Genomic DNA, 19,115 nt, shown 5'->3' on the forward strand with positions numbered 1-19,115 from the left:
AATGCGCTTTGAGCGAGCGTTTCCCCGGCGCAGGCCCTAGATAAGTCCGGGTGCAATAGGGAAGGCCTTTCCATGTCACAATCAGCTCAGGCCCTCGCGCCGGTTCGATTCGACGCCGATGCGCAGGCAAAGCTCTCGGCATTGCGGCGGACCAAGTTCGTCGCCGCCGCAGCGCTTGGCCTGTGCATCCTTGTCTTCGCGCTCGCCAAGTCTTTAGAGATCACCCATCCGTGGCTCGGCTTTGTTGCCGCGTTCGCCGAGGCGGCGATCATTGGCGGGCTGGCCGACTGGTATGCGGTCGTGGCGTTGTTCAGGCGCCCGCTCGGCCTGCCGATCCCGCACACTGCCATCATTCCTGAGAACCAGCACCGCATCGCCGACAATCTCGGCCGGTTCATCGAGGCCAATTTCCTTGCGCCGGAGCCCGTGCGGGAAAAGCTCGCCGAGGTCGACTTTGCCGCCCTCGTCGCCGACTGGCTGGCCGACGCCGAACGCGCCGCCGACCTGTCGCGATTCGTCGCCCGCCTGGTGCCGCAGACGCTGACCGCCGTGGAGCAGTCCGGGCTGCGCGACTTCGTCACCAGCCGCTTGCTGGAGCAGATCGAAAAAGTGCCGCTGGCGCCTTTAGCCGCGGAGCTGTTGTCGGCGCTCACCGACGACCGGCGCCACCAGAAACTGTTCGACGAGTTCACCAGGGTGGTCGGGCGCTTCCTGAACGACGAGAAGGCGCTGGCGACGATGCGCGAAAAGATCCGTGAGGAACTGCCGTCGCTGTTCAACCTGTTTCGCGCCGACGCCTATCTGCTCAAGAAGATTGTCGCTTCCGCCGGGTTGCTGCTGGAGGAGGTGCGGGCCGATCCCGATCATCCGGCGCGCGCTGAGTTCGACCGTTTCGTACTTGGCTTCGTCGAGCGGCTCAGGACCTCGAAGCAATATGCAAGACGCGCCGAAAGGCTGAAGCGCGATTTCCTGGGCCGTCCGGAAGTCAGGGCTCTCGCCGGCGAGACTTGGGCAAGCCTGCGCTTGTTCATCGAGCAGGACGCCAACGCGGCCAATTCGACGATCCGCGAGCACCTCGCCAACCTGTTCGTCGAGGTCGGCCGGCATTTGGCCGACGATGCCCAGATCAGGGCCGACATGAACCAGGGTTTTGTTGTGGCGCTCGCCTCCTTCGTCGAAAGCCAGAAGAGCGGCGTGTCGAAATTCATCGCCGATCAGGTCAAGCGCTGGGATCTGGCCCAGCTGACGCGGCTGATCGAGATCAATATCGGCAAGGACCTGCAGTATATCCGCTTCAACGGCATGGTAATCGGCGGTCTGGCCGGCTTGGCACTCTATTCGGCGGAGCGGCTGCTTCTCCTCAATTGACGCGGACCGGGCGCGCACTATTCTCCCTAGTGGGCGCTGTAAGAGCGGCAGATCGGGAGGCGACGACATGGCAAGACAACCGGAATCCGACTCTTTTCTGGACATCTTCAGCAGGTTCGGCCGCGACTTGAAGCTGCCGAAGGTCGACATCCAGGCGATCCTCGATCACCACCGCAGGAATCTCGAGGCTCTGGAGAAGTCGGCCAGGGCAAGCGCCGCCGGCGCGTCATCCATTCTGTCGAGACAGCACGAAATGGTGCAGGAGGCGCTCGGCGAAATTACCCGGATGGCACGCAACTACCAGCCTCCGGGCAATCCGCAGGAGTTGATGACGAAGCAGGTGGATTTCGCCAGGAAATCCTTCGAGACAACGCTGAAGAATGCCGGCGAGGTCGCCGACCTGGTTCGGAAATCCGGCACCGAATCGGTCGAAATCCTGCGCGACAGGATCAAGGACGCGATGGCGGAAATCCGGGCCGGCTACGACGGGAAGTGAGCAATCCAGGGCGCCTATTCGGGTTTTCCGGATCGGGTTCAGGCGGCTGAGCAATCGGCGCGTGCGGCTGCGCGTTCGCGGCTTGCCGTAAAACCGTCAAGTCTGAGGGTGAAATCGAGGCGCCGCGAATTGACAGGAGCCGCCGGTTCATGGTCGGGAGATTGGCAGAAGCCAGCAGGAAAGCAGGAATGACGGAAAATCGGCCGAGGACGCCGCCGACCTTCGAACAGTTGCGGACAATGGCCGGCCAGGAGATCGGCGTGTCGGACTGGACGACGGTCGACCAGCAGCGCATCGACCAGTTCGCCCAATGCACGGGCGACCACCAGTGGATACATGTCGATCCGGAGCGCGCGAAGCGGCAGAGCCCGTTCCGCACTACGATCGCGCATGGCTATCTGACGCTGTCGATCATCGGCGCGCTGGCGCTGGAGATGGGCATCGTGCCGGAAAACACGCAAGCCGCCTTCAACTATGGCTTCGACAAAGTGCGCTTCCTGGCGCCGGTGAAGTCCGGCGCACGTATCCGGCTGCGCACGACGCTGCTCACCATGGAAGACCGCGGCCCCGGCCAATATCTGATGAAGGCCGCGAACACCGTCGAGATCGAGGGCGAGCAGAAGCCGGCGCTGACTGCCGAGACGCTGGTGATGATGTATGAGCGCCGCAAGCGGGCAGGCGCCTAAGCTCTGCCGCTGCCGGGCTGCGACGCGCCTTTGCGGCGGGACGCGGCCATTGCCCTTTCAAGCACTCTGAAGTTGCGCTTATCGGCGCATTGGGCGACGTTGAAACGCATGAAGCGGCCGGCGGAGTGCGACAGGCTGAAGGCGTTGCCGGGCGCCAGCACGACATTATCCGCCAGCGCATGGCGGGCGACATCGGCGGCGTCGATGGCGTCGGGCAGGCGGCACCACAGGAACATGCCGGCCCCCTGATCGATCCAGGGCATAACGTCCATTGCTTTCAGCCTGCCGGCTGTTTCGGCCATTGCGCGCGACAGGCGGGTGCGCAACTGCTCGACATGCTTGCGGTAGCTGCCGTCCTTCAGCAGAGTCAGCACCAGTTCCGAGGAGAGCCTCCCGCCGCCGAAAGTCGTGGCGATCTTGAGGTCAATCAGCCGTTCCATCCAGTCGCGGGGCGCGGCGATGAAGCCGCATCGCACCGAAGCCGACAGCGTCTTGGAGAAGGAACCGATCTGGACGACGCGGCCGAGGCCATCGAAGGCCGCCAGCCGCGGCGCCGGCGCGTGCTCGAAATCGGCGAAGATGTCATCCTCGACGATGGCGAGATCCGATTGATCGGCAAGCTTGAGCAGCCGGTGCGCTATAACCGGCGAGAGCACCGCGCCGGTCGGGTTGTGAAGCGCGGAATTGGTGATGTAGAGGCGCGGCTTGTGCTCGGCGAGCGCTTGCGCGAAGAGGTCGATATCGGGCCCCGAGGGTGTCATCGCGACACCGACCACTTTGGCGCGATGCGCGCGCAGCAGCGCATGGAAGTTGAAATAGCAGGGATCGTCGACCAGCACCGCATCGCCCGGCTCGAGGAGCAAGCGGCACAGCAGGTCGATCGCCTGCGTCCCGGACTCGGTGAGCATGATCTGGTCCGGCGAAGCCTCGACGCCGTGCGCCGACAGGCGGCGGGCAAGCAGCTGCCGCAGTGCCGGCAGGCCAAGCGGCGTGCCGTAGTCGGCAAGCGTCGCATCGTCGGCTCGGGCGGCGCCGCGCAGTGCTTGCCGCAACGCGGCCTGAGGCATCCAGGAAGCCGGCAGCCAGCCGCAGCCCGGTTTCAGCATATCGTCGCCTGCCTCCAGCGCTTGCCGCGAGACCCAGAGCGGGTCGACGGCGCGGTCGAGCCGCGGGCCGATCTCGGCCAGCGACAGCGGCGCAAGCGGACCGGCAGCAAAGAAGCCGGAGCCCGGCCGCGAGCGGATCGTGCCTTCCGCCGCAAGCCGCTCATAGGCCTCGACCACGGTAGACTTCGACACCTGCATCGTGCCGGCGAAGGCGCGGATCGAAGGCAAGCGCGCGCCCGGCGTCAGGATGCGCGCGGCGATCCGCTGCCGGATTGCCGACATGACGGCTTCGACGAGCGTTCCGGCATTCGTCGCCTTCGGGTCGGGCGTGTCCATCTGTACTTCCCTGTCGACCAATACAGTTTTGCGGAATTGTACCCCATTGTCTCTGGCAATGCCATGCGCTCTGCCGGTACAGAAGCGCAAACGGAGCGGATGATGGATAAGAGTTTCAACGGCTGGCTCAACGGCTTCATCGGCGTGCTGATCTTCAGCGGCTCGCTGCCGGCGACGCGCGTGGCCGTGGTCGATTTCGACCCGACCTTCCTGACGTCGGCCCGTGCGGCGATCGCCGGCCTGCTCGGCATCGCGGTGCTGTTCCTGTTCCGCGAGAAGCGCCCGGATCGCGGCGATCTGGTCTCGCTGGTCGTCGTTGCGCTAGGCGTCGTGGTCGGCTTTCCCCTGCTGACGGCGCTGGCGCTCAAACATGTCACGGCGGCGCATTCCATCATCTTTGTCGGCCTGCTGCCGCTGGCGACGGCGATCTTCGGTGTGCTGCGCGGCGGCGACCGTCCGCGCCCGGCCTTCTGGCTGTTTTCCTGCCTGGGCAGCACGCTAGTCGCGGGTTTCTCGCTGTCGCAAGGCGTGACCGCCTCACCGGTCGGCGACGGCTTGATGCTCGCCGCCATCATCGCTTGCGGGCTGGGCTATGCGGAAGGTGCGGCGCTGTCGCGCAAGCTCGGCGGCTGGCAGGTGATCTGCTGGGCCTTGGCGCTGTCGCTGCCGGTCATGTTAGCGCTGAGCTTTGCGACCCTGCCGCCGTCTTTTGCCGCTGTCGGCTCCGGCGCATGGATCGGCCTCGGCTATGTCTCGCTGTTCAGCATGCTGATCGGCTTCGTGTTCTGGTATCGCGGCCTGGCGCAGGGCGGCATCGCCGCGGTCGGGCAATTGCAACTGCTGCAGCCCTTCTTCGGCCTGGCGCTCGCGGCGAGTCTGCTGCACGAGCAGGTCAGCCCGCTGATGGTGGTGGTCACGCTCGGCGTGGTGGCCTGCGTGTTCGGGGCGAAGAAGTTCGCCAGGTAGGGAGCCTACTCAAAACTTCGTCACCACGCCGATGCCGATGCCCTCGAAGCCGCCCATCGCCATCAATGCGGCTGGCGCCTCATCGAGGCTGATCCTTTTGCCGACCAACAGTTCGGGCTTCAGCTTGCCGGTGCGAATCATGTCCATCATGGCGGAATAGCGGTAGGCCTGCATGCCGTGGCTGCCGAGGATTTCGAGCTCGAAGGCGATGACCTTGTCCATCGGCACTTGCGGGCGGGCATGGTCGCCCAGCATCAGCCCGACCTGAACATGGCGACCGCGCCGGCGCAGATTGGCGATCGAGTTGAAGCACGTGGTTGGATGGCCGAGCGCGTCCATCGACATATGCGCGCCGCCGTTGGTGATCTGCTTGACGGCCTTGACGACATTGGGCGTGGTCGAAGCGTTGATGGTCGCGACCGCCCCGATCCTTTTCGCAAACTCCAGCTTCTCGTCGGTGAGGTCGATGGCGATGACATTGGCGCCCATGGCGCTGGCGATCATGATCGCCGAGAGACCGACACCGCCGCAGCCATGCACCGCCACCCACTCGCCGGGCGTCACCCGGCCCTGGTCGACGATGGCGCGGAAGGAGGTGACGAAGCGGCAGCCGAGGCTGGCGGCAGTGGCGAACTCCATCTCGTCCGGCAGGCGTACGAGATTGGTGTCGGCATGCTCGATGCCGACATATTCGGCGAACGAGCCCCAGCCCGTGAAGCCAGGTTGGGTCTGGTGCTCGCAGACCTGATGGTTGCCGGAGTTGCATTCGAAGCAGCGGCCGCAGCCGACGGCGAAAGGCACGGTGACGCGGTCGCCGGCCTTCCAGCGGCTCACCTGCTTGCCGGCGGCGACGACGACGCCCGCCAGTTCATGGCCGGGGACATGCGGCAGCGTGATGCCGTCGTCATGACCCATCCAGCCATGCCAGTCGCTGCGGCAAAGACCGGTCGCCTCGACCTTGATGACGACGCCATCCCCCGCCGGCTTGGGGTCAGGCACGGTCTGGATCGTGGGAGCTTCGCCGAATTTTTCGAAGACGACAGCTTTCATGGGAGTGCTTTCTATCCAGTTCAAAGGGCAGGGCGATTTTGGGTAATAGGTCCCAAGCTAAGTCGGCCATGGTGGTTGGTCGAGCAATGGTTGCCGCTTGCAAAACCACTCGGCGGCTTCGGCATCCCAGGGCCAAACACCGGAGGTTGTCGGAAAGATAAGCTGCAGAATCCGGAAAACGGGCCCGTTGTAAAACCATAGGTCCCAACCGAAATATTCAGGGTAGTGGGCGGGATGGACCGCAACGAATTGACAGTCGAAGCCACCTCCCAGGAAACCCGACGCCCGCTCTCCAACCTTGAACCTCTCGCCGCTGCGCACTCGTCGGCAATACTCGTTGATGATGGTCTGCGAAAGCTCCGGCTTGAGCCCGATGACGACCAGCTCAGGGGCTTTGAAATTGTACTCTATCCCCACCGAGTAAGCGAATGGCGGGTGCTCGTCGTCCTCCAGCACGTAGAGAATATGACAGCCATACTCCTCGATATCGGCGAGCGTCTTAGCCTCGTCGGGATCCCTTGCTTCCCTATTCGGCATCGATCTGGTTCTGCGGCGCAGCCTTCTGGAACGCCGGCAGCGCCATGCAGGCGGCGTGGATGCGCGAGATCACCGGATAGGCCGCCATGTCGACGCCGAAGCGGGCATTGTTGGTGACCTGCGCGGCGAGGCAGATATCGGCGAGCCCCGGTGTATCGCCATGGCAGAACCTGCCGGTCTCGGGCGAGGCGGCCAGAATCTTTTCAAGCGGCTGGAAACCTTCATTCACCCAATGCCGGAACCAGTTGACGACATCCTCGTCGCCGGCGCCGAACAAGGTGCGCAGCGAGGTGAGCACGCGCAGATTGTTCACCGGATGGATGTCGCAGGCGATCATCTGCGCCAGCATCCGGACCCTGGCGCGTCCCAGCGCATCCTTGGGCAACAACGGCGGCTCGGGCTCGATCTCGTCGAGATATTCGATGATCGCCAGCGACTGGGTTAAAAGCGTTCCGTCGTCGAGCACCAGCGCCGGCACCAACCCTTGCGGATTGACCGCGAGATAGGCGGGCTCGAGATGCTCGCCATGGCGCAGATGGTGGGGCACATAGGTGTAGGCACGCCCCTTCATCTCCAGCGCGATCCGCACCCGGTATGAGGTGGAGGATCGATAATAGTTATGGAGGATGAGGTCGCTCATCGCCTCGGCTGCCCGATGGTGACCTCGACGGCGCCGATGCCGTCGACGCCACCAGTGATCTTGTCGCCCGCCTGAACCGCGCCAACGCCGGCCGGCGTGCCGGTGAAGATCAGGTCGCCGGGCTGGAGCTCGACCGACTCGCTGCAGATCGAGACGACATCGGCGACGGGCCAGATCAGCTCGGCGAGGTCGCCGTCCTGTTTTACGTCACCGTTTACAGCGAGCCAGATGCGACCCGTTTCGGGATGGCCAGACCTTGCGACCGGAAGCAGCGGGCCGCAAGGCGCGGAGAAGTCGAAGGCCTTCGACCAGTCCCAGGGGCGGGCCGCTTTCTTCGCTTGGTCCTGCAGGTCGCGGCGAGTGAGGTCCACGCCGACGCCATAGCCCCAGACATGCGCGAGCGCCTCGGTGCGAGGGATGCGGAAGCCGGCCTTGCCGATCGCCACGACCAGCTCGATCTCGTGGTGGAGATTGCCAGTCAGCGGCGGGTAGGGGATCTCGGCGCCGCTGTCGACCACGGCGTCGGCCGGCTTGGTGAAGAAGAAGGGCGGATCGCGCTCGTCATTGCCGAGTTCTCGCGCATGCGCCGCGTAGTTGCGGCCAACGCAGAAGATGCGGCGCACGGCAAACCGTTCCGCCGAGCCGGTCACCGCGACCGAAGCGATCGCCGGCGGAGGGAGGACGAAGTCTGCCATAGGCGGTCTCTGCGTTGGAAATGAATCTATCCGCACATTCGGCCGATTTCGGCAGGCGGGCAAGGCATGAGGCCACGAAACATTGCCGACCATGGCGGGTTCACCAAGCGGCGGCAGGACCCGCCGCGGCCCCTTTTTCTTTTGTGTTCGCAATCGGTTGGCAGGAACTGCCTGTGAATTCGCTGCTTCGCACTTGCACAAGATTATCCCGCACTGCAAAATAACTGCGGCGGGGAAAACGAAGCGGTTCCAGGCACGGCTATGCCGGGACCTCGAGTTGCGAGGGACGGGCATGACCGACATCTCCGCGACGGCCGGCGTCCTGCCGCGGGCCGCAGCCGACAAGGCGGCACGGGCAAGGCTGGCCTATCTCGACGGCTGGCGCGGCCTGTCGATCGCCTTCGTGCTGATCGGCCATTTCTTTCCGATTCGCGGCATCAATCTCGGCGTGCTCGGCGTCGAGTTCTTCTTCGTGCTGAGCGGCCGGCTGATGGGGGAAATCCTGTTCGTCGAGCGCTTTCCGCTGAAGAAGTTCTTCAAGCGCCGGTTCGCCCGCGTCTATCCAGCCCTGCTGGTGTTCGTGGTTGCCGTCATGATCGGGCTCTCCGGCACCTTCATTGCCTTCAAATGGAAGGCGGCGCTTACCGCGCTGACATTCACCTACAACTATGCCGGCATTCTCATCAATCGCGCGGGCGCGCTCGACCATATCTGGTCGCTTGCCATCGAGGAGCATTCTTATGTCATCCTGGCGCTGATCAGCGTGGCGGTTTCCAGGCGCGCGAATGTCGTGCGCCTGCTTGTCATGCTGTCGCTGCTCGCTATGGCCAACGGCGCTATTTCCTACTGGGCCTTCGGCATGGACTACGAAACCAGCTATTGGCGAACCGACGTGCATATCGCCTCGATCCTGCTGTCGGCGGCGATCTGCCTGCTCAAGGCCGATGGACACCTGCCGGCATTCCTCAGGAACCGGCATCTGGCGCTGGGGGCCGCGGTCGGGGGAATCTTGCTGTTCCTCGATCCGGTGCCGACGCCCTTGCACTATCTGCTGGGCGTGCCGCTGGTGGCGCTCGCCGTCAACACGCTCGACTTCGCCGGCGGCTATCTGACCGGTCTACTGTCATCGCGGCCGATGGTGATGCTGGGGCTGTGGTCCTACTCGCTCTATCTGTGGCAGCAGCCCTTCTACAAATTCGTCCATGACCGCGACGTGGCGCCGATCCCGATGCTGGCCGCGGTCTTCGCCTGCGCCCTGGCGAGCTACTACATCGTCGAGAAACCGACGCGCGGCTGGCTCAACCGCAATTGGTGAGGAGGTCAGGCCTTGCCGGTTTTTTGTGCGGCGAGATAGCGTCGAAGCCCGGCTTCGCCGCGAGGTGTGGTCCAGCGGTGATTCCACGCAAAAGCCGGTCTGAGCAAGGGTGCCAGGAGTTTGAGGATCGGCCTCTCCACGATGACCTGCCAAGTGAGCTTCACATGCGTTCCGCTTCCGGCTGGCGACAGTTCGGCCCGCCACAGGCCGTCGAAATCGCCGAAGGTCTTGACCACCACCAGCCGGCCAGGCTCGAGCTCCGCCGCCTCGATGATGAAGTTCAGCTCGTAGGGCAGGGCGCCTCGCGCCCTGGCTCTTGCCCGTGACCCGACGACGGCCTTGCCTTTCTTGTCGAGCGGCTCGACTTCCTTGTAGACGTCGCCCCACCAGAGCGGCAGCAACTCGGCGTCGGACAGAACATCCCACACTTCCTGCGGCGTGGCATCGGGAATGTTCCAACTCTCGTCGAAGCGGAAGACGTTGCTCGGCATGATGTCACGCCCCCGGCACGCGAAGACGATACATTAGCTGCAGCTTCTGTTTGTGGCCAGTGCGGCGGGCCGCATGAGACCTTGTTTGGCTCATGGTTGAAAGCCTCTGGCTTCCAGGGCCATGCGCTAGTCGATCGGCTTGGCGTAGTAGCGCACCGACTTCCTGCCGCCGTGGATCACGGCATCGCCGACCTCGCCAAAGCCGAGCGCCGCGTGAAAGGCATCCGATGTGGGGTTCGGGGGATCGGCATTGACCTCGCAGGTTACGATCGTGTGGCATGCGCGCCTGACATGCTCGAACAGATCCTCGTAGAGACGGCGGGCATGGCCGCGGCCGCGCGCTTCGGCCGCGACCACCACCCGGTCGACATAGACGAAGCGGGGGTAGCGCTCACTAAACCAGAGGAAGTTCGGGCTTTCGTAGCTGGCATCCTGATCGAAGCACATGATGAAGGCTTCGAGCGCCCCGATGCGGCGCGTGTAGAAAGCCTGCCCGATCAGGAATGACAGGCGCTCCGGCTCAAGCCAGGACAACTCGGCGGCATGCTCGTTGTTGAGAGCGAGAATGGCGGCCTCGTCGGCAGGCGAAACGCGTTCGATCGGCGAGCGATCTTTCGACATCGTCACTTCCCGCATCAGACCCTCGCGGCCGCGATCGTTGCCGCCGCCAAGTCCTGGTCGGTCACCGTGTTGCGGTACTCGCGATCGAGATCGGTGCCGCCCATGCCGACATGCGGGTTGCGGTGGCGCATGGCGCTCGGCACGTCGGCAAGCGCGGCGAAATGCATCTCGGTCAGTCCGGTTTGCCGGCGAACCTCGCCGATATTGTCGGGCGCCAGCCCGCCGCAGCCGAGGATGATGATGCGTGCGCCGGCCTGGCGAACCAAGCGCGCGAGCAGATCGACGCCCTCCAGCGCCGTGTCGCGTTGCCCGCTGGTCAGCACGCGGCCGACCTTGCAGCGGATCAGCGCTTCGAGCGCCTCGGCCGGGTCACGCGTCATGTCGAAGGCGCGGTGGCAGGTGACATTGAGGGGACCGGCGGCGCGCACCAGTTCGCTCATTCTCGCTTCATCGATTGCGCCGTCAGCGGTCAGGCAGCCGACGACGATGCCGGCCACGCCGAGATCGCGCAGCGCGCCGATATCGGCCAGCATCGATTGGTATTCCGCCTCGCTGTAGAGAAAATCGCCGCCGCGCGGGCGCACGATAACATGAAACGGGATGGTCGCACGTTCGAGGGCTACGCGCACCGTGCCGAGGCTCGGCGTAATGCCGCCTTCGACGAGGCTGGCGCAAAGCTCGACCCGGTCGGCGCCGGCGGCCTGCGCGGCAAGCAGCCCGTCAATGCCTTCGACGCAGAGTTCGATCAGGGGCCTTTGAGCGTCGGTCACCATCATCCATCCATGTTGAAGAGAAAGCGCAGCCCTAGCATCGTGGCGATCGAGGCGAAAGCCGCATCAATCGGTCCAGCAAGCGAAAGCGTCACTTTGCACTTTCGGTTTTGTTCGGCGCAAAGTTATTGATTGCTCAAGCCTTGGAGCGCCGCCCCGACCGCGTAACAGCTGAGCCCCGTTGCCTCGCTACTGCTGCAGGATTGTGTTCTTGGCGCCTTGTTCGACCTGGTCGATCACCAGCAGCTTCACCGGGTCGCTGCCGATATTAGTCGCCTGATGCCACTGGCCGATCATCTCGACGATGAAATCGCCGGTCTTGTAGGTGTTGCTGTTGCCGGTCTCGACGTTGGTGACCTTGAGGGTGCCTGCCTCGACATAGGCATAGCGCGGGAAGGGATGTTTGTGCACCGGCAGCGTCGCGCCGGGCGCGATCTGATAGGCCGAGACCTGGACCTCGACATTCTTCTGCGGCAGCTTGATCGGCTGGCCGGATGCCGTGGTCGTCTTCGACGCCAATGGCGTCACGACAACAGGTGTGGCCGAACTGTCCAGAGCGTCGGCGGTGGTTGCATAAAAAGCGGCCGCCAGCAGCAGCGCCGATGCCGGAATGTTTCGCACGATTTCCTCCCGAAATGATCGGCAAAATCGCCTAAGCGCTGTCGACTCGCAAGGAGAAAGGATTTTGGGGCTTCCCGGGCTGTATGAACTATCAGCTGCCAGGTCCTTCAAATCTGCCCCGCACTTGGGTGCTGCCGCACCCAGTCCCTTGATAGACCGGAATCATCCCCTAGTTAGTTTCCCTGGCGTAGTCGCGAGTTGCCTGGGGGTGCTGCGCCGTTCTGACGGCATGCGGCGGAAGGACGGCCGGCCGAAGCGCCTTTGGAGGGTGCCGTGCGTCAATATCTGGGATCCAGCTTGGCCCATCTCGCGTTCGCGTGCTCTGTCGCGATAGCTTGCGCGGGAGCCGCGGCCGGCGGCGAGCGCGGCCAAGGTCATAACGCTGGTGGCGATCACGGGAATAGCGGCGGTCATGGCGCTGGCAGCAACAACGGTCAGCACAACGGAACTAGCGGCGATCCCGGTGGCTCCGGCGGCAGTCCGCCGTCTGACCCACCGTCCCCACCGTCTAACGATGACGGAAGCAGCCCCACCACAACCGGGTCAGTGACGTCAAGGGCGGGCGTAGCCGGCAACGGCGGAAGGTCGCTCGACCTTCCGCCCGCCCTGCTGCCCTTCGAAGACAGCGCTATTCCACTGGCAGTCCATCCAATTGAAGTGCTGCCGGGTGTCCCGGACAACATCGTTCGTGCCTGCCGTGAGGCAATCGAGCAGGCCGCAGCTCAGTTTGGCGCGACCAGTGTGCGCGTCAGCAGTGCAGGTTCCGTACGGCGGGTGAGCCGACAGAGGATATCGGCTCCCGTCCAGGTCAGCATCGACTACGGATATCAAGGCGGCGTCGAGACGCGCCAGGCGCCGGTCGGCTGCGAATTGAACGCGAAAGGCAGCGTGATCGGGCTGACATAGCGCACAGTGGGAGCCCTCGCCGTAGACGTCGAGTTCAGGCTGCCCAGCCCCGATTTTCCAGGGCAGTCGTTCCAGCTCAGTCCAACGTCGAATGGCTTGGCCGGAGGGAAAACGGAAGCGTGATGGCACGCACACGGATTTCGCGCGACGGTTTGCGAACCTTGCTGGACGTAGTCTTCTTTTGGCTGACAGCTTTCGTCTGGCCTGCGCCGGCCGATGCGCGGCCAGTGCGCGGCTTCAGCGGCGGCTCTATCTGAGCGTCGCGGCGCTGAGCCCGAAGCTTATCATTATCGGCACGCGCGGCGGCCAGCTCGCGGGCGAAAGAAACCGTCGCTTCACGTTGCTTGTCCAGAGCCTCCTTCAGCCTCATGGCGGCCTGTCCCAAAAGTTGGCGGGCTGTGTCACGCTCGAGGCGGGCTTTGTTGAGGTTCTCTCCGACCGACACTGCTGAAGCGCGTTCTCGTTGCAGAGCCTGCGCCGTCTCGGCAGCACTCTGCTCCGCGCGCTCTTTCGCTGCGACCGCCTTGGTGCGCTCCTGTAACGCCGCGTCGCGCTCCAACCGGGCCTTGTCAAGGCCCTCCCGGGTCGCGACTGCCGAAGCGCGTTCGCGCTCCAGCGCCTGCGCCGTCTCGCTAGCAGTCTGCTCCGCACGTTCTCTCGCCGCGACAGCCCTGTCTCGCTCCTGCAACGCCGCGTCGCGCTCCAGCCGGGCTTTGTCGAGGTCCTCACGGGCCGCGACTGCCGAAGCGCGTTCGCGCTCCAGCGCCTGCGCTGTTTCAGTGGCAGCCTGCTCGGCATGCACTTTCGCCGAGACAGCCTTCGCTCGCTCCTGCTCAGCCGCGTCGCGCTCGAGGCGGGCTCTGGTGACGTCCTCTTGGGCCGATATTGCTGAAGCGCGTTCGCGTTCCAGAGCCTGCGCCGTCTCGGCGGCAGTCCGCTCGGCACGCTCTTTTGCTAAGACGGCCTTGACTCGCTCCTGTTCGGCCGCGTCGCGCTCGAGCCGGGCTTTGTCGAGGTCCGCACGGTTCGCGACTGCTGAAGCCTGTTCCCGTGCCAATGCCTGCGCCGTCTCGGCGGCAGTCTGCTCAACCCTTGCTCGCGTCGCAGCGGCACCGGTCCGTTCCCGCTCAGCCGTGTCCGCGATCGCGGCCTTGGACTGCTCCATTTCAGCGATGTCGCCACGAAGGTCCTCCGACTTCCGGCGCTCCTCGTCAAGCATTCCGCTCGCTTGCGCCAGCGAAGCCTCGGCTTTGGCGCGATCCCCGGCGGCTTTGGCTTCCAGCTGTTCAATTTGCGCTCGCGCTTGCGCTAGGTCGCGCGCCATCCGTTCGGTTCGCTCCCGTTCGAGGCGAGCAGCGGGCATCTGTATAAAGACATGGTCGATGGTTTCGCTGATCCGCGCGCGGACATCTTGCGCAATCCACCGCAATGCCTCGAGCGTGCGGGCTGCCACACGTTCGTTGCGCAAACGCTCCTCGCTGGCGTCGGCGGCGGCTGCCATGCTTGTCTTCAGCACCTCGATCTGCTTGCGCGTCTCAGCGAGCGCACTCTCCAGAGAGGCACTCCTGGCGCGCTCCTCCTCCATCGCTCGGTGCTCTTGGCCAGCCAATTCCGTTGCAGCTGCTGCCTGAGCACGAGCTGCCTCGACCTGTGCTTCGGCAGCGTTGAGATCCGGTTTGGGCAATTCGCCGTTCGTGGGTGCGTCGGTTGATGCCGTGCTGGCAGGAATCTCCAAAGGGCGTGAAAGATCGGGAAGGGAGTAGCTATCGGCCCGCGAAACAGCGGGGGCGCTTTCGACCGGCTTTTGTTTCGTCAACGCATAGCCAAGCGGCACGGCCAGACAAATTGCGGCGACGCTCAAGCGTAACAAGGGGCTCGTCGGCCTGCGAACACGGGGAGGTAAGGCCATGGCGAAGCTTGTCGCCGGAGCGAAAGCATCGGGCAGGTCCTCGCGCGAGTTCTCGCCCGCTTCGGGCGTCGTGTTGAGATAATCCTTTCGCACCCCGGACTTACCGGAGTTTAGACCCTGAACATCCGGGGCCGGGGGCACGGCGGCCCGGGAAGAAGCCGCCTTGGCTGCAAGATTGCGTGGGCGATCCCAGGCCCAAGAAGCCTCATCGAGGGGAATAGGCGTGCTTTCGCTCAGGTAGCCATACTGGTGACGCCGTCTCGCTGCGATGAGGATACGCCGGACCACAAGAAAGAAGCCTACCAACACAAATATTGTCATCCCGCCCAGGAGAGCGAGACCTGTGTCGTCTGCGTAAAACCCGGCAAGATCTGACATCGCCGTACCTGCGCGGTTTCCGATGTAACTTTAAGCTCGTGAAGCGGTGTGTGGCTCCTCGCCCTGGCTAACTTTGCTGCCTGCCTTCGAAGCTGTCACCGCTTCGGCCCCAGTACTGGGGGAATTTTGTCGATGCATGGCTGGGCGCCGGTCGAAAGCCAGCTCGCGCCTCTCCATCCTCAACGTCCCGGGGAGTTCTCCCACGGTGCGCGCCATGCCACCATTTCGGAGTCTGGACGCTCCATCGTAAAGCTAGGTCACAGACCTCGGTGGTCAACCATCCTGGGCGACAGTTCGGCCATGCAAAATGGCCATCGCGGTGCCCGGCACGAGCGCCAAGACTCCCGCGGCTACTTCATCAAACTCGACGAACTGGTGACGATGCCGAAATCGGCAGGCCATTTGGTCCTGCTGCCGAGAGAGGATCTGGCACTTGGCGGATCTCAGTAGATCGTCATGAGGATCGGGAGGTAACTGCCTGCTCGCAATTGTTCGATTGCTTCAATGGCGGGATAGGCTGCGGGGAAGTACAGTCCATCCTGGAAGTTGCGTTTGAGCGCTTTCGGGGAGAAGACAACTTCGGCAGAGTCCGTATATTGGGACAGTTTCGGCCAGAACAGCGGCGTACAGCGCGCATAGGAATCGTATTGCGAGCCGAAGATCGTCTTCAGGTGTTCGGCCTCCTTGGCTGCCGTGATGACCAAGATCCAATAGCTGAAAAATCCCAGCGCCAGAGCGACGGCGATCGATCCATGGATCAATCCGATCCCAGCTGCTCCAAGCGTAGAAAAGAGATAGAGCGGGTTTCTGGTCAACGAGTAGGGGCCGGAGGTAATCAACTCCAGATTCTTCTTTGAACCGATATAGAGAATGCTCCACATCCTGCCAATGAAGCAGGTGAGGACCAGGCCGAGACCCGCCATCTGGATCAGTTCATGTACGCGCCCACCCAATCCGGGGTGCGAAAACAGGATAACAGTTGCAGCAACCAGCCCCGCTGCCCGAGCGGCGTTTATTCGCATCCTTTGATTGACTGGTTGAACTCTCATCGAGGCCCCCTTGAATGAAGGGGCCGCGTTTCTGGGCTCCGCATTTTGAGCGCACCCCCCGATATGCGGCTCGCCTGCGCTTGCCAGGCTTTGCTGGCCGTGCGGTTGAACAGGAGGGGTATCGATCATTGGATCGTCTCCTCGGTAAGCTGAACGCAGACGTCTTGGAGCTGCCCCCCCTTCGGCCTCGAAGGCGAGGATGGGCATCTCGGCGCGGATCAGGACATTCGGGATCTCATTGTTGAGACGGCGGCTTGGAGGTGTTTTCGTCGGATCAAGAAGCTCGACGCGCAGCCGGCCCGTGTCTCCGTTGACGAAATGTCCCGTGCTAGGCTGCAGAATGGTCGTCGGGATGCTGATGGAGGTCGCTTCTGTGTCGATCGTTCCCCCTGCGGGCTGGCCAGGTTCTTGGCTTTCTCGGCCCAAATGGCCTGGGCAGAACGCCTTTCGTGACCCGTAGGACTTGTTAAGGTCTTCGGCCACCAGGACGTGAGCAGATGAGCTGGGCGCTACGGCGACACTTCCGCGAGACATTCAGTGCAGGCTCCCTCGTGCCTGCGAGCACGTTTCAGGTTGACGCGCATATGTATTGCAGCAGTCGTCAGGCTTTACGATTCGGCAGTTGAGCTGACTCGCTTGCGACGGGATTACCCCTTTTTTGCGAAGGGTTTCTTCCGTGTTGTCCGAAATCAACGCCAGAGTGGGCTTAACTGAGAGAGCGGGATTTCGGCTCATTGTAGCGCTTGAAGGAAGTCGTCGCCGAGCAGGCGCCGGAGCTGCGGCTGCAAAAGAGCATGCTCGCGACGGGAGCGACGACCGGAACGGCGCCACCTCCCGCTGGGGGCGTCCGGAACCTCGGGTGAGCCGCTACGGCTTTCGGTTAGGCCGGCAAAGCCGTTTTGGGCTATCGGTCCGCCGGCGCGCTTTGTCCTATCTTGGGTTTCCAACGTCGGGCAACGGTCGCGCTGGGTCCCTTAGCCAAGCCTACGGTCCGCTGGCTAGCGCGGCGGGTCGGTTGCGCAACACTTGTCAACTTGGTGGGTCGCATTGCTGCAGGCGAAGCTCGCGCAAGTACGTACAGCCGCACACCGCCGCAGAGCCATTAGGAGTAAGCGAACTCGGCGCCGCGGCAGAGGCGGCAAAGCGGCACTGCGTGCTTGTCTGGTCGAGTCCAGTGTTGGTGCTCCGAAAGCCGATGAAATCATATGAAGGAGGTCCCCCATGAAACCTGTTCGTTACTGCCTGGCGCCCGGCGCGTTCGTCCTCGTGCTTGCCGGGGCGACCGGCGCGTCGGCCGCGGAACAGCCGATAGCCTGCAAGAAGGTGCCGTTGGTGGTGCGGGACATGTTCCACAAGGATTTCCCCGTCGCCAAGGTCAAGGCATGCGCCCGCGAGGTCGAGAACGGAGAACTGGTTTTCGAGATAGCAAGCGTCGAGGGCGCAATGACGCGCGATGTGCTCTACCATAAAGACGGCAAGGTCATCGTCGTCGAGGAATCAATTCCGATGGAAGCGGTGCCTCAATCGGTGCGTGCGGCCGTTGATACGAAATTCGCAGGTGGAAAGATCAAGCTTGCGGAGAAGCTGATGCGCGACGGCAAGGTGAGTTACGAGTTCCAGATAAGCTACAAGGGCAAGAACGTTCAGCCCGTCTTCGATCCGGATGGAAAGGAAGTGAAGGGCTGATGGGCGAAACTCTTGCACTGAAGGGTCGCTGACATAGCTTCAATCAGCCTGAGAGAAGAAACAAGTCCGGCGCAGGCAGACGGGCTTGCGGACCTCACTCGAGTTCAGCAGAAGGCAGCCGTCAACAAGCGCCGGACATCCGGGCGATCGAACCTACCTGCCTAACTTCACGTGTCCGCCGAATTGGAGCGTCGCGCGCACACTGAAGGTGTGCGTTCTCTCGTCCTCAGCATTCTCCGCGAATGTGTAGGCGGCGCCGAGGTTCCATTTCGCCGCGCCGGACGGCGCGTCTTCTTCTTCCCCAGACGCATAAATCACTTCGAAATCCGCCAATTGCTCGCGGGTGTCCGGACCGTCGGCGACAAAGTTCCGCTGATGCGTGTAGGTGGCTATGTAGGTCATAGGTTGCACTTCCAGCGCGACAGATCCGGTGAGAAGCAGAGCGTCGTCCGGACCGCCATCGAAATGCTTAAGGTAGGCCGATTCGCCGAGAAGCCTCAGTGTGTTCCCGTTGAGGTCGAAGCTTCCAGTGGCGGCAGCAAGGTAGGCCAATTCATTGCCGGTCCCCGGCAGCGGTTCCTCTTCTTCTTCCTCCTCCTCCCCTGTGTCGGCGGAGAGCCCGGGCTTCTGGTATCGGATGCCAAGGCGATAGCCAAATTCACCGTCCTTGTAACAATCGCCCTTTTCTGCGCCTTTGCAGCCATCAAGGGTAACCGAGAATGAGGATAAACCGGTGGTGTTGCCGGCACCGCCATCCGCCAGCGTGAGCCGTCCACGGTTGGTAAAGAGCGACTCGCTGAGGAACGTCCGGTCGGTCGTGAATACCGTCGCGGCCAGGGCATGGTTCAGCCCAAAGCCCTCGAAGCCAACAACAGCTTCGCCACCCAGACGTTCGTCAGCGTCAAAAACAGACGCCAGATCCGGGGCGTGTATCCCCGGCAGGGCTTCGCTGGCCAGGCTGAACACCGTGTCGAACTTTCCGGCCCTCACGGTCAGGGGATCGACCTTAGCGAGGGCGTAGAGCTCACCGACATAGGTGCCGATCCCTTGAAAGGCCGCATCCTCCCCGGGTTCCGGGTCGACCACGGGCTCGGTAATGATGGCGCTCACGAACCGAAGATAATCCGTCGGCGCGTAGAAAAGATCGAGCTCCAACTTCGGAAAGAACACATCGGATCTCAGGAAAGACGGATGTGCGCCAAATATCCAGTCGTTCTGCAGCTCCGCGGTAGCCTCGTACCCCGCGCAGGGCGCAGCGCATTCTTCGGCCAGAGCCGGTATCGTTTCTTCGGCCAGAGCCCGCTCGTGCTCCTCCGCCAGTGCCGAAGCCGAAGAGTACAGCAGCCCTATGCCACTAAGTGCTAAGATAAAAAGGCGAATGACCGGCGAGCCCCCATGAGATGCACCACGCGTCGATGATATCCGATGGTTCCACTGTGGCAACTGCGATTTCGTCATTTTGTCCCTTACAAACGCGACTTGTCTCATA

At 63.2% G+C, this 19,115-nt stretch carries 19 protein-coding genes; 7 read left to right on the forward strand and 12 right to left on the reverse strand.

What is annotated here, in order from left to right:
• Positions 1-72: 72 nt before the first annotated feature.
• The 3 genes from EJ078_RS26890 to EJ078_RS26900 all read left to right on the forward strand — a co-directional run bounded on the left by EJ078_RS26890 (position 73) and on the right by EJ078_RS26900 (position 2,550).
• Positions 73-1,368, forward strand: coding sequence for a DUF445 domain-containing protein (locus EJ078_RS26890; RefSeq protein ID WP_127216713.1), 1,296 nt, complete (start codon positions 73-75; stop codon positions 1,366-1,368).
• Between the two features lie 67 nt (positions 1,369-1,435).
• Complete coding sequence (gene phaP, locus EJ078_RS26895) at positions 1,436-1,864, forward strand: TIGR01841 family phasin (protein ID WP_066999869.1); 429 nt, start codon at positions 1,436-1,438, stop codon at positions 1,862-1,864.
• A 188-nt stretch (positions 1,865-2,052) separates the two neighbouring features.
• Positions 2,053-2,550: a MaoC family dehydratase gene (locus tag EJ078_RS26900; protein WP_066999871.1), complete on the forward strand. Its 498-nt coding sequence runs from the start codon at positions 2,053-2,055 to the stop codon at positions 2,548-2,550.
• Here the strand turns inward: EJ078_RS26900 and EJ078_RS26905 are convergent.
• The gene (locus EJ078_RS26905) at positions 2,547-3,992 is read right to left on the reverse strand and encodes a PLP-dependent aminotransferase family protein (RefSeq protein WP_127217132.1); all 1,446 of its coding nucleotides are present in this window, start codon (positions 3,990-3,992) and stop codon (positions 2,547-2,549) included. The genes EJ078_RS26900 and EJ078_RS26905 overlap by 4 nt on opposite strands.
• Before the next feature lie 102 nt (positions 3,993-4,094).
• Between EJ078_RS26905 and EJ078_RS26910 the strand changes: the two genes are divergently transcribed.
• Positions 4,095-4,958: a DMT family transporter gene (locus EJ078_RS26910; RefSeq protein ID WP_127217133.1), complete on the forward strand. Its 864-nt coding sequence runs from the start codon at positions 4,095-4,097 to the stop codon at positions 4,956-4,958.
• A gap of 9 nt (positions 4,959-4,967) precedes the next feature.
• On the opposite strand, the gene EJ078_RS26915 is transcribed toward EJ078_RS26910, so the two are convergent.
• The 4 genes from EJ078_RS26915 to EJ078_RS26930 are packed head-to-tail and all read right to left on the reverse strand — an operon-like array spanning position 4,968 to position 7,880.
• Positions 4,968-6,008, reverse strand: a complete 1,041-nt coding sequence (locus EJ078_RS26915) for a zinc-dependent alcohol dehydrogenase family protein (protein ID WP_067329463.1) — start codon at positions 6,006-6,008, stop codon at positions 4,968-4,970.
• A 57-nt stretch (positions 6,009-6,065) separates the two neighbouring features.
• A complete protein-coding gene (locus EJ078_RS26920) occupies positions 6,066-6,545 on the reverse strand; it encodes a DUF4262 domain-containing protein (RefSeq protein ID WP_127217135.1) in 480 nt (159 codons plus the stop codon).
• Complete coding sequence (gene maiA / locus EJ078_RS26925) at positions 6,535-7,185, reverse strand: maleylacetoacetate isomerase (RefSeq protein WP_127404049.1); 651 nt, start codon at positions 7,183-7,185, stop codon at positions 6,535-6,537. The genes EJ078_RS26920 and maiA overlap by 11 nt, the downstream gene beginning before the upstream one ends.
• Positions 7,182-7,880 (reverse strand): fumarylacetoacetate hydrolase family protein, encoded by a 699-nt coding sequence (locus EJ078_RS26930; RefSeq protein WP_095825631.1) that lies wholly within the window; start codon positions 7,878-7,880, stop codon positions 7,182-7,184. The genes maiA and EJ078_RS26930 overlap by 4 nt, the downstream gene beginning before the upstream one ends.
• Positions 7,881-8,172: 292 nt before the next feature.
• On the opposite strand from EJ078_RS26930, the gene EJ078_RS26935 reads away from it, so the two are divergent.
• Positions 8,173-9,195 (forward strand): acyltransferase, encoded by a 1,023-nt coding sequence (locus tag EJ078_RS26935; RefSeq protein ID WP_127217542.1) that lies wholly within the window; start codon positions 8,173-8,175, stop codon positions 9,193-9,195.
• A gap of 5 nt (positions 9,196-9,200) precedes the next feature.
• Here EJ078_RS26935 and EJ078_RS26940 read toward each other — a convergent pair whose 3' ends face one another.
• The 4 genes from EJ078_RS26940 to EJ078_RS26955 all read right to left on the reverse strand — a co-directional run bounded on the left by EJ078_RS26940 (position 9,201) and on the right by EJ078_RS26955 (position 11,698).
• Complete coding sequence (locus tag EJ078_RS26940) at positions 9,201-9,686, reverse strand: SRPBCC family protein (protein ID WP_127404048.1); 486 nt, start codon at positions 9,684-9,686, stop codon at positions 9,201-9,203.
• 126 nt (positions 9,687-9,812) lie between these two features.
• Entirely contained in the window at positions 9,813-10,307 is a 495-nt protein-coding gene (locus tag EJ078_RS26945; RefSeq protein WP_127217352.1) for a GNAT family N-acetyltransferase, read from the reverse strand.
• Positions 10,308-10,321: 14 nt separating this feature from the next.
• Positions 10,322-11,083: a copper homeostasis protein CutC gene (locus tag EJ078_RS26950; RefSeq protein WP_127217353.1), complete on the reverse strand. Its 762-nt coding sequence runs from the start codon at positions 11,081-11,083 to the stop codon at positions 10,322-10,324.
• Positions 11,084-11,266: 183 nt separating this feature from the next.
• Entirely contained in the window at positions 11,267-11,698 is a 432-nt protein-coding gene (locus EJ078_RS26955) for a cupin domain-containing protein (protein WP_127217354.1), read from the reverse strand.
• 546 nt (positions 11,699-12,244) lie between these two features.
• On the opposite strand from EJ078_RS26955, the gene EJ078_RS26960 reads away from it, so the two are divergent.
• Complete coding sequence (locus EJ078_RS26960) at positions 12,245-12,604, forward strand: hypothetical protein (protein WP_127403954.1); 360 nt, start codon at positions 12,245-12,247, stop codon at positions 12,602-12,604.
• A gap of 76 nt (positions 12,605-12,680) precedes the next feature.
• Here the strand turns inward: EJ078_RS26960 and EJ078_RS26965 are convergent, their stop codons facing one another.
• Both EJ078_RS26965 and EJ078_RS30570 read right to left on the reverse strand, forming a co-directional pair.
• Positions 12,681-14,606, reverse strand: coding sequence for a hypothetical protein (locus EJ078_RS26965; protein ID WP_127216447.1), 1,926 nt, complete (start codon positions 14,604-14,606; stop codon positions 12,681-12,683).
• 728 nt (positions 14,607-15,334) lie between these two features.
• On the reverse strand, positions 15,335-16,423 hold the full coding sequence (locus EJ078_RS30570) for an isoprenylcysteine carboxylmethyltransferase family protein (RefSeq protein WP_245458971.1): 1,089 nt from the start codon (positions 16,421-16,423) through the stop codon (positions 15,335-15,337).
• Between the two features lie 738 nt (positions 16,424-17,161).
• On the opposite strand from EJ078_RS30570, the gene EJ078_RS26975 reads away from it, so the two are divergent.
• The gene (locus tag EJ078_RS26975) at positions 17,162-17,626 is read left to right on the forward strand and encodes a hypothetical protein (protein ID WP_127403953.1); all 465 of its coding nucleotides are present in this window, start codon (positions 17,162-17,164) and stop codon (positions 17,624-17,626) included.
• Positions 17,627-17,779: 153 nt separating this feature from the next.
• Here the strand turns inward: EJ078_RS26975 and EJ078_RS26980 are convergent, their stop codons facing one another.
• Entirely contained in the window at positions 17,780-19,084 is a 1,305-nt protein-coding gene (locus tag EJ078_RS26980; protein ID WP_245457128.1) for a hypothetical protein, read from the reverse strand.
• Positions 19,085-19,115: the final 31 nt, after the last annotated feature.

It is taken from the genome of Mesorhizobium sp. M1A.F.Ca.IN.022.06.1.1 (assembly GCF_003952605.1).
Taxonomy (GTDB): Bacteria; Pseudomonadota; Alphaproteobacteria; order Rhizobiales; family Rhizobiaceae; genus Mesorhizobium.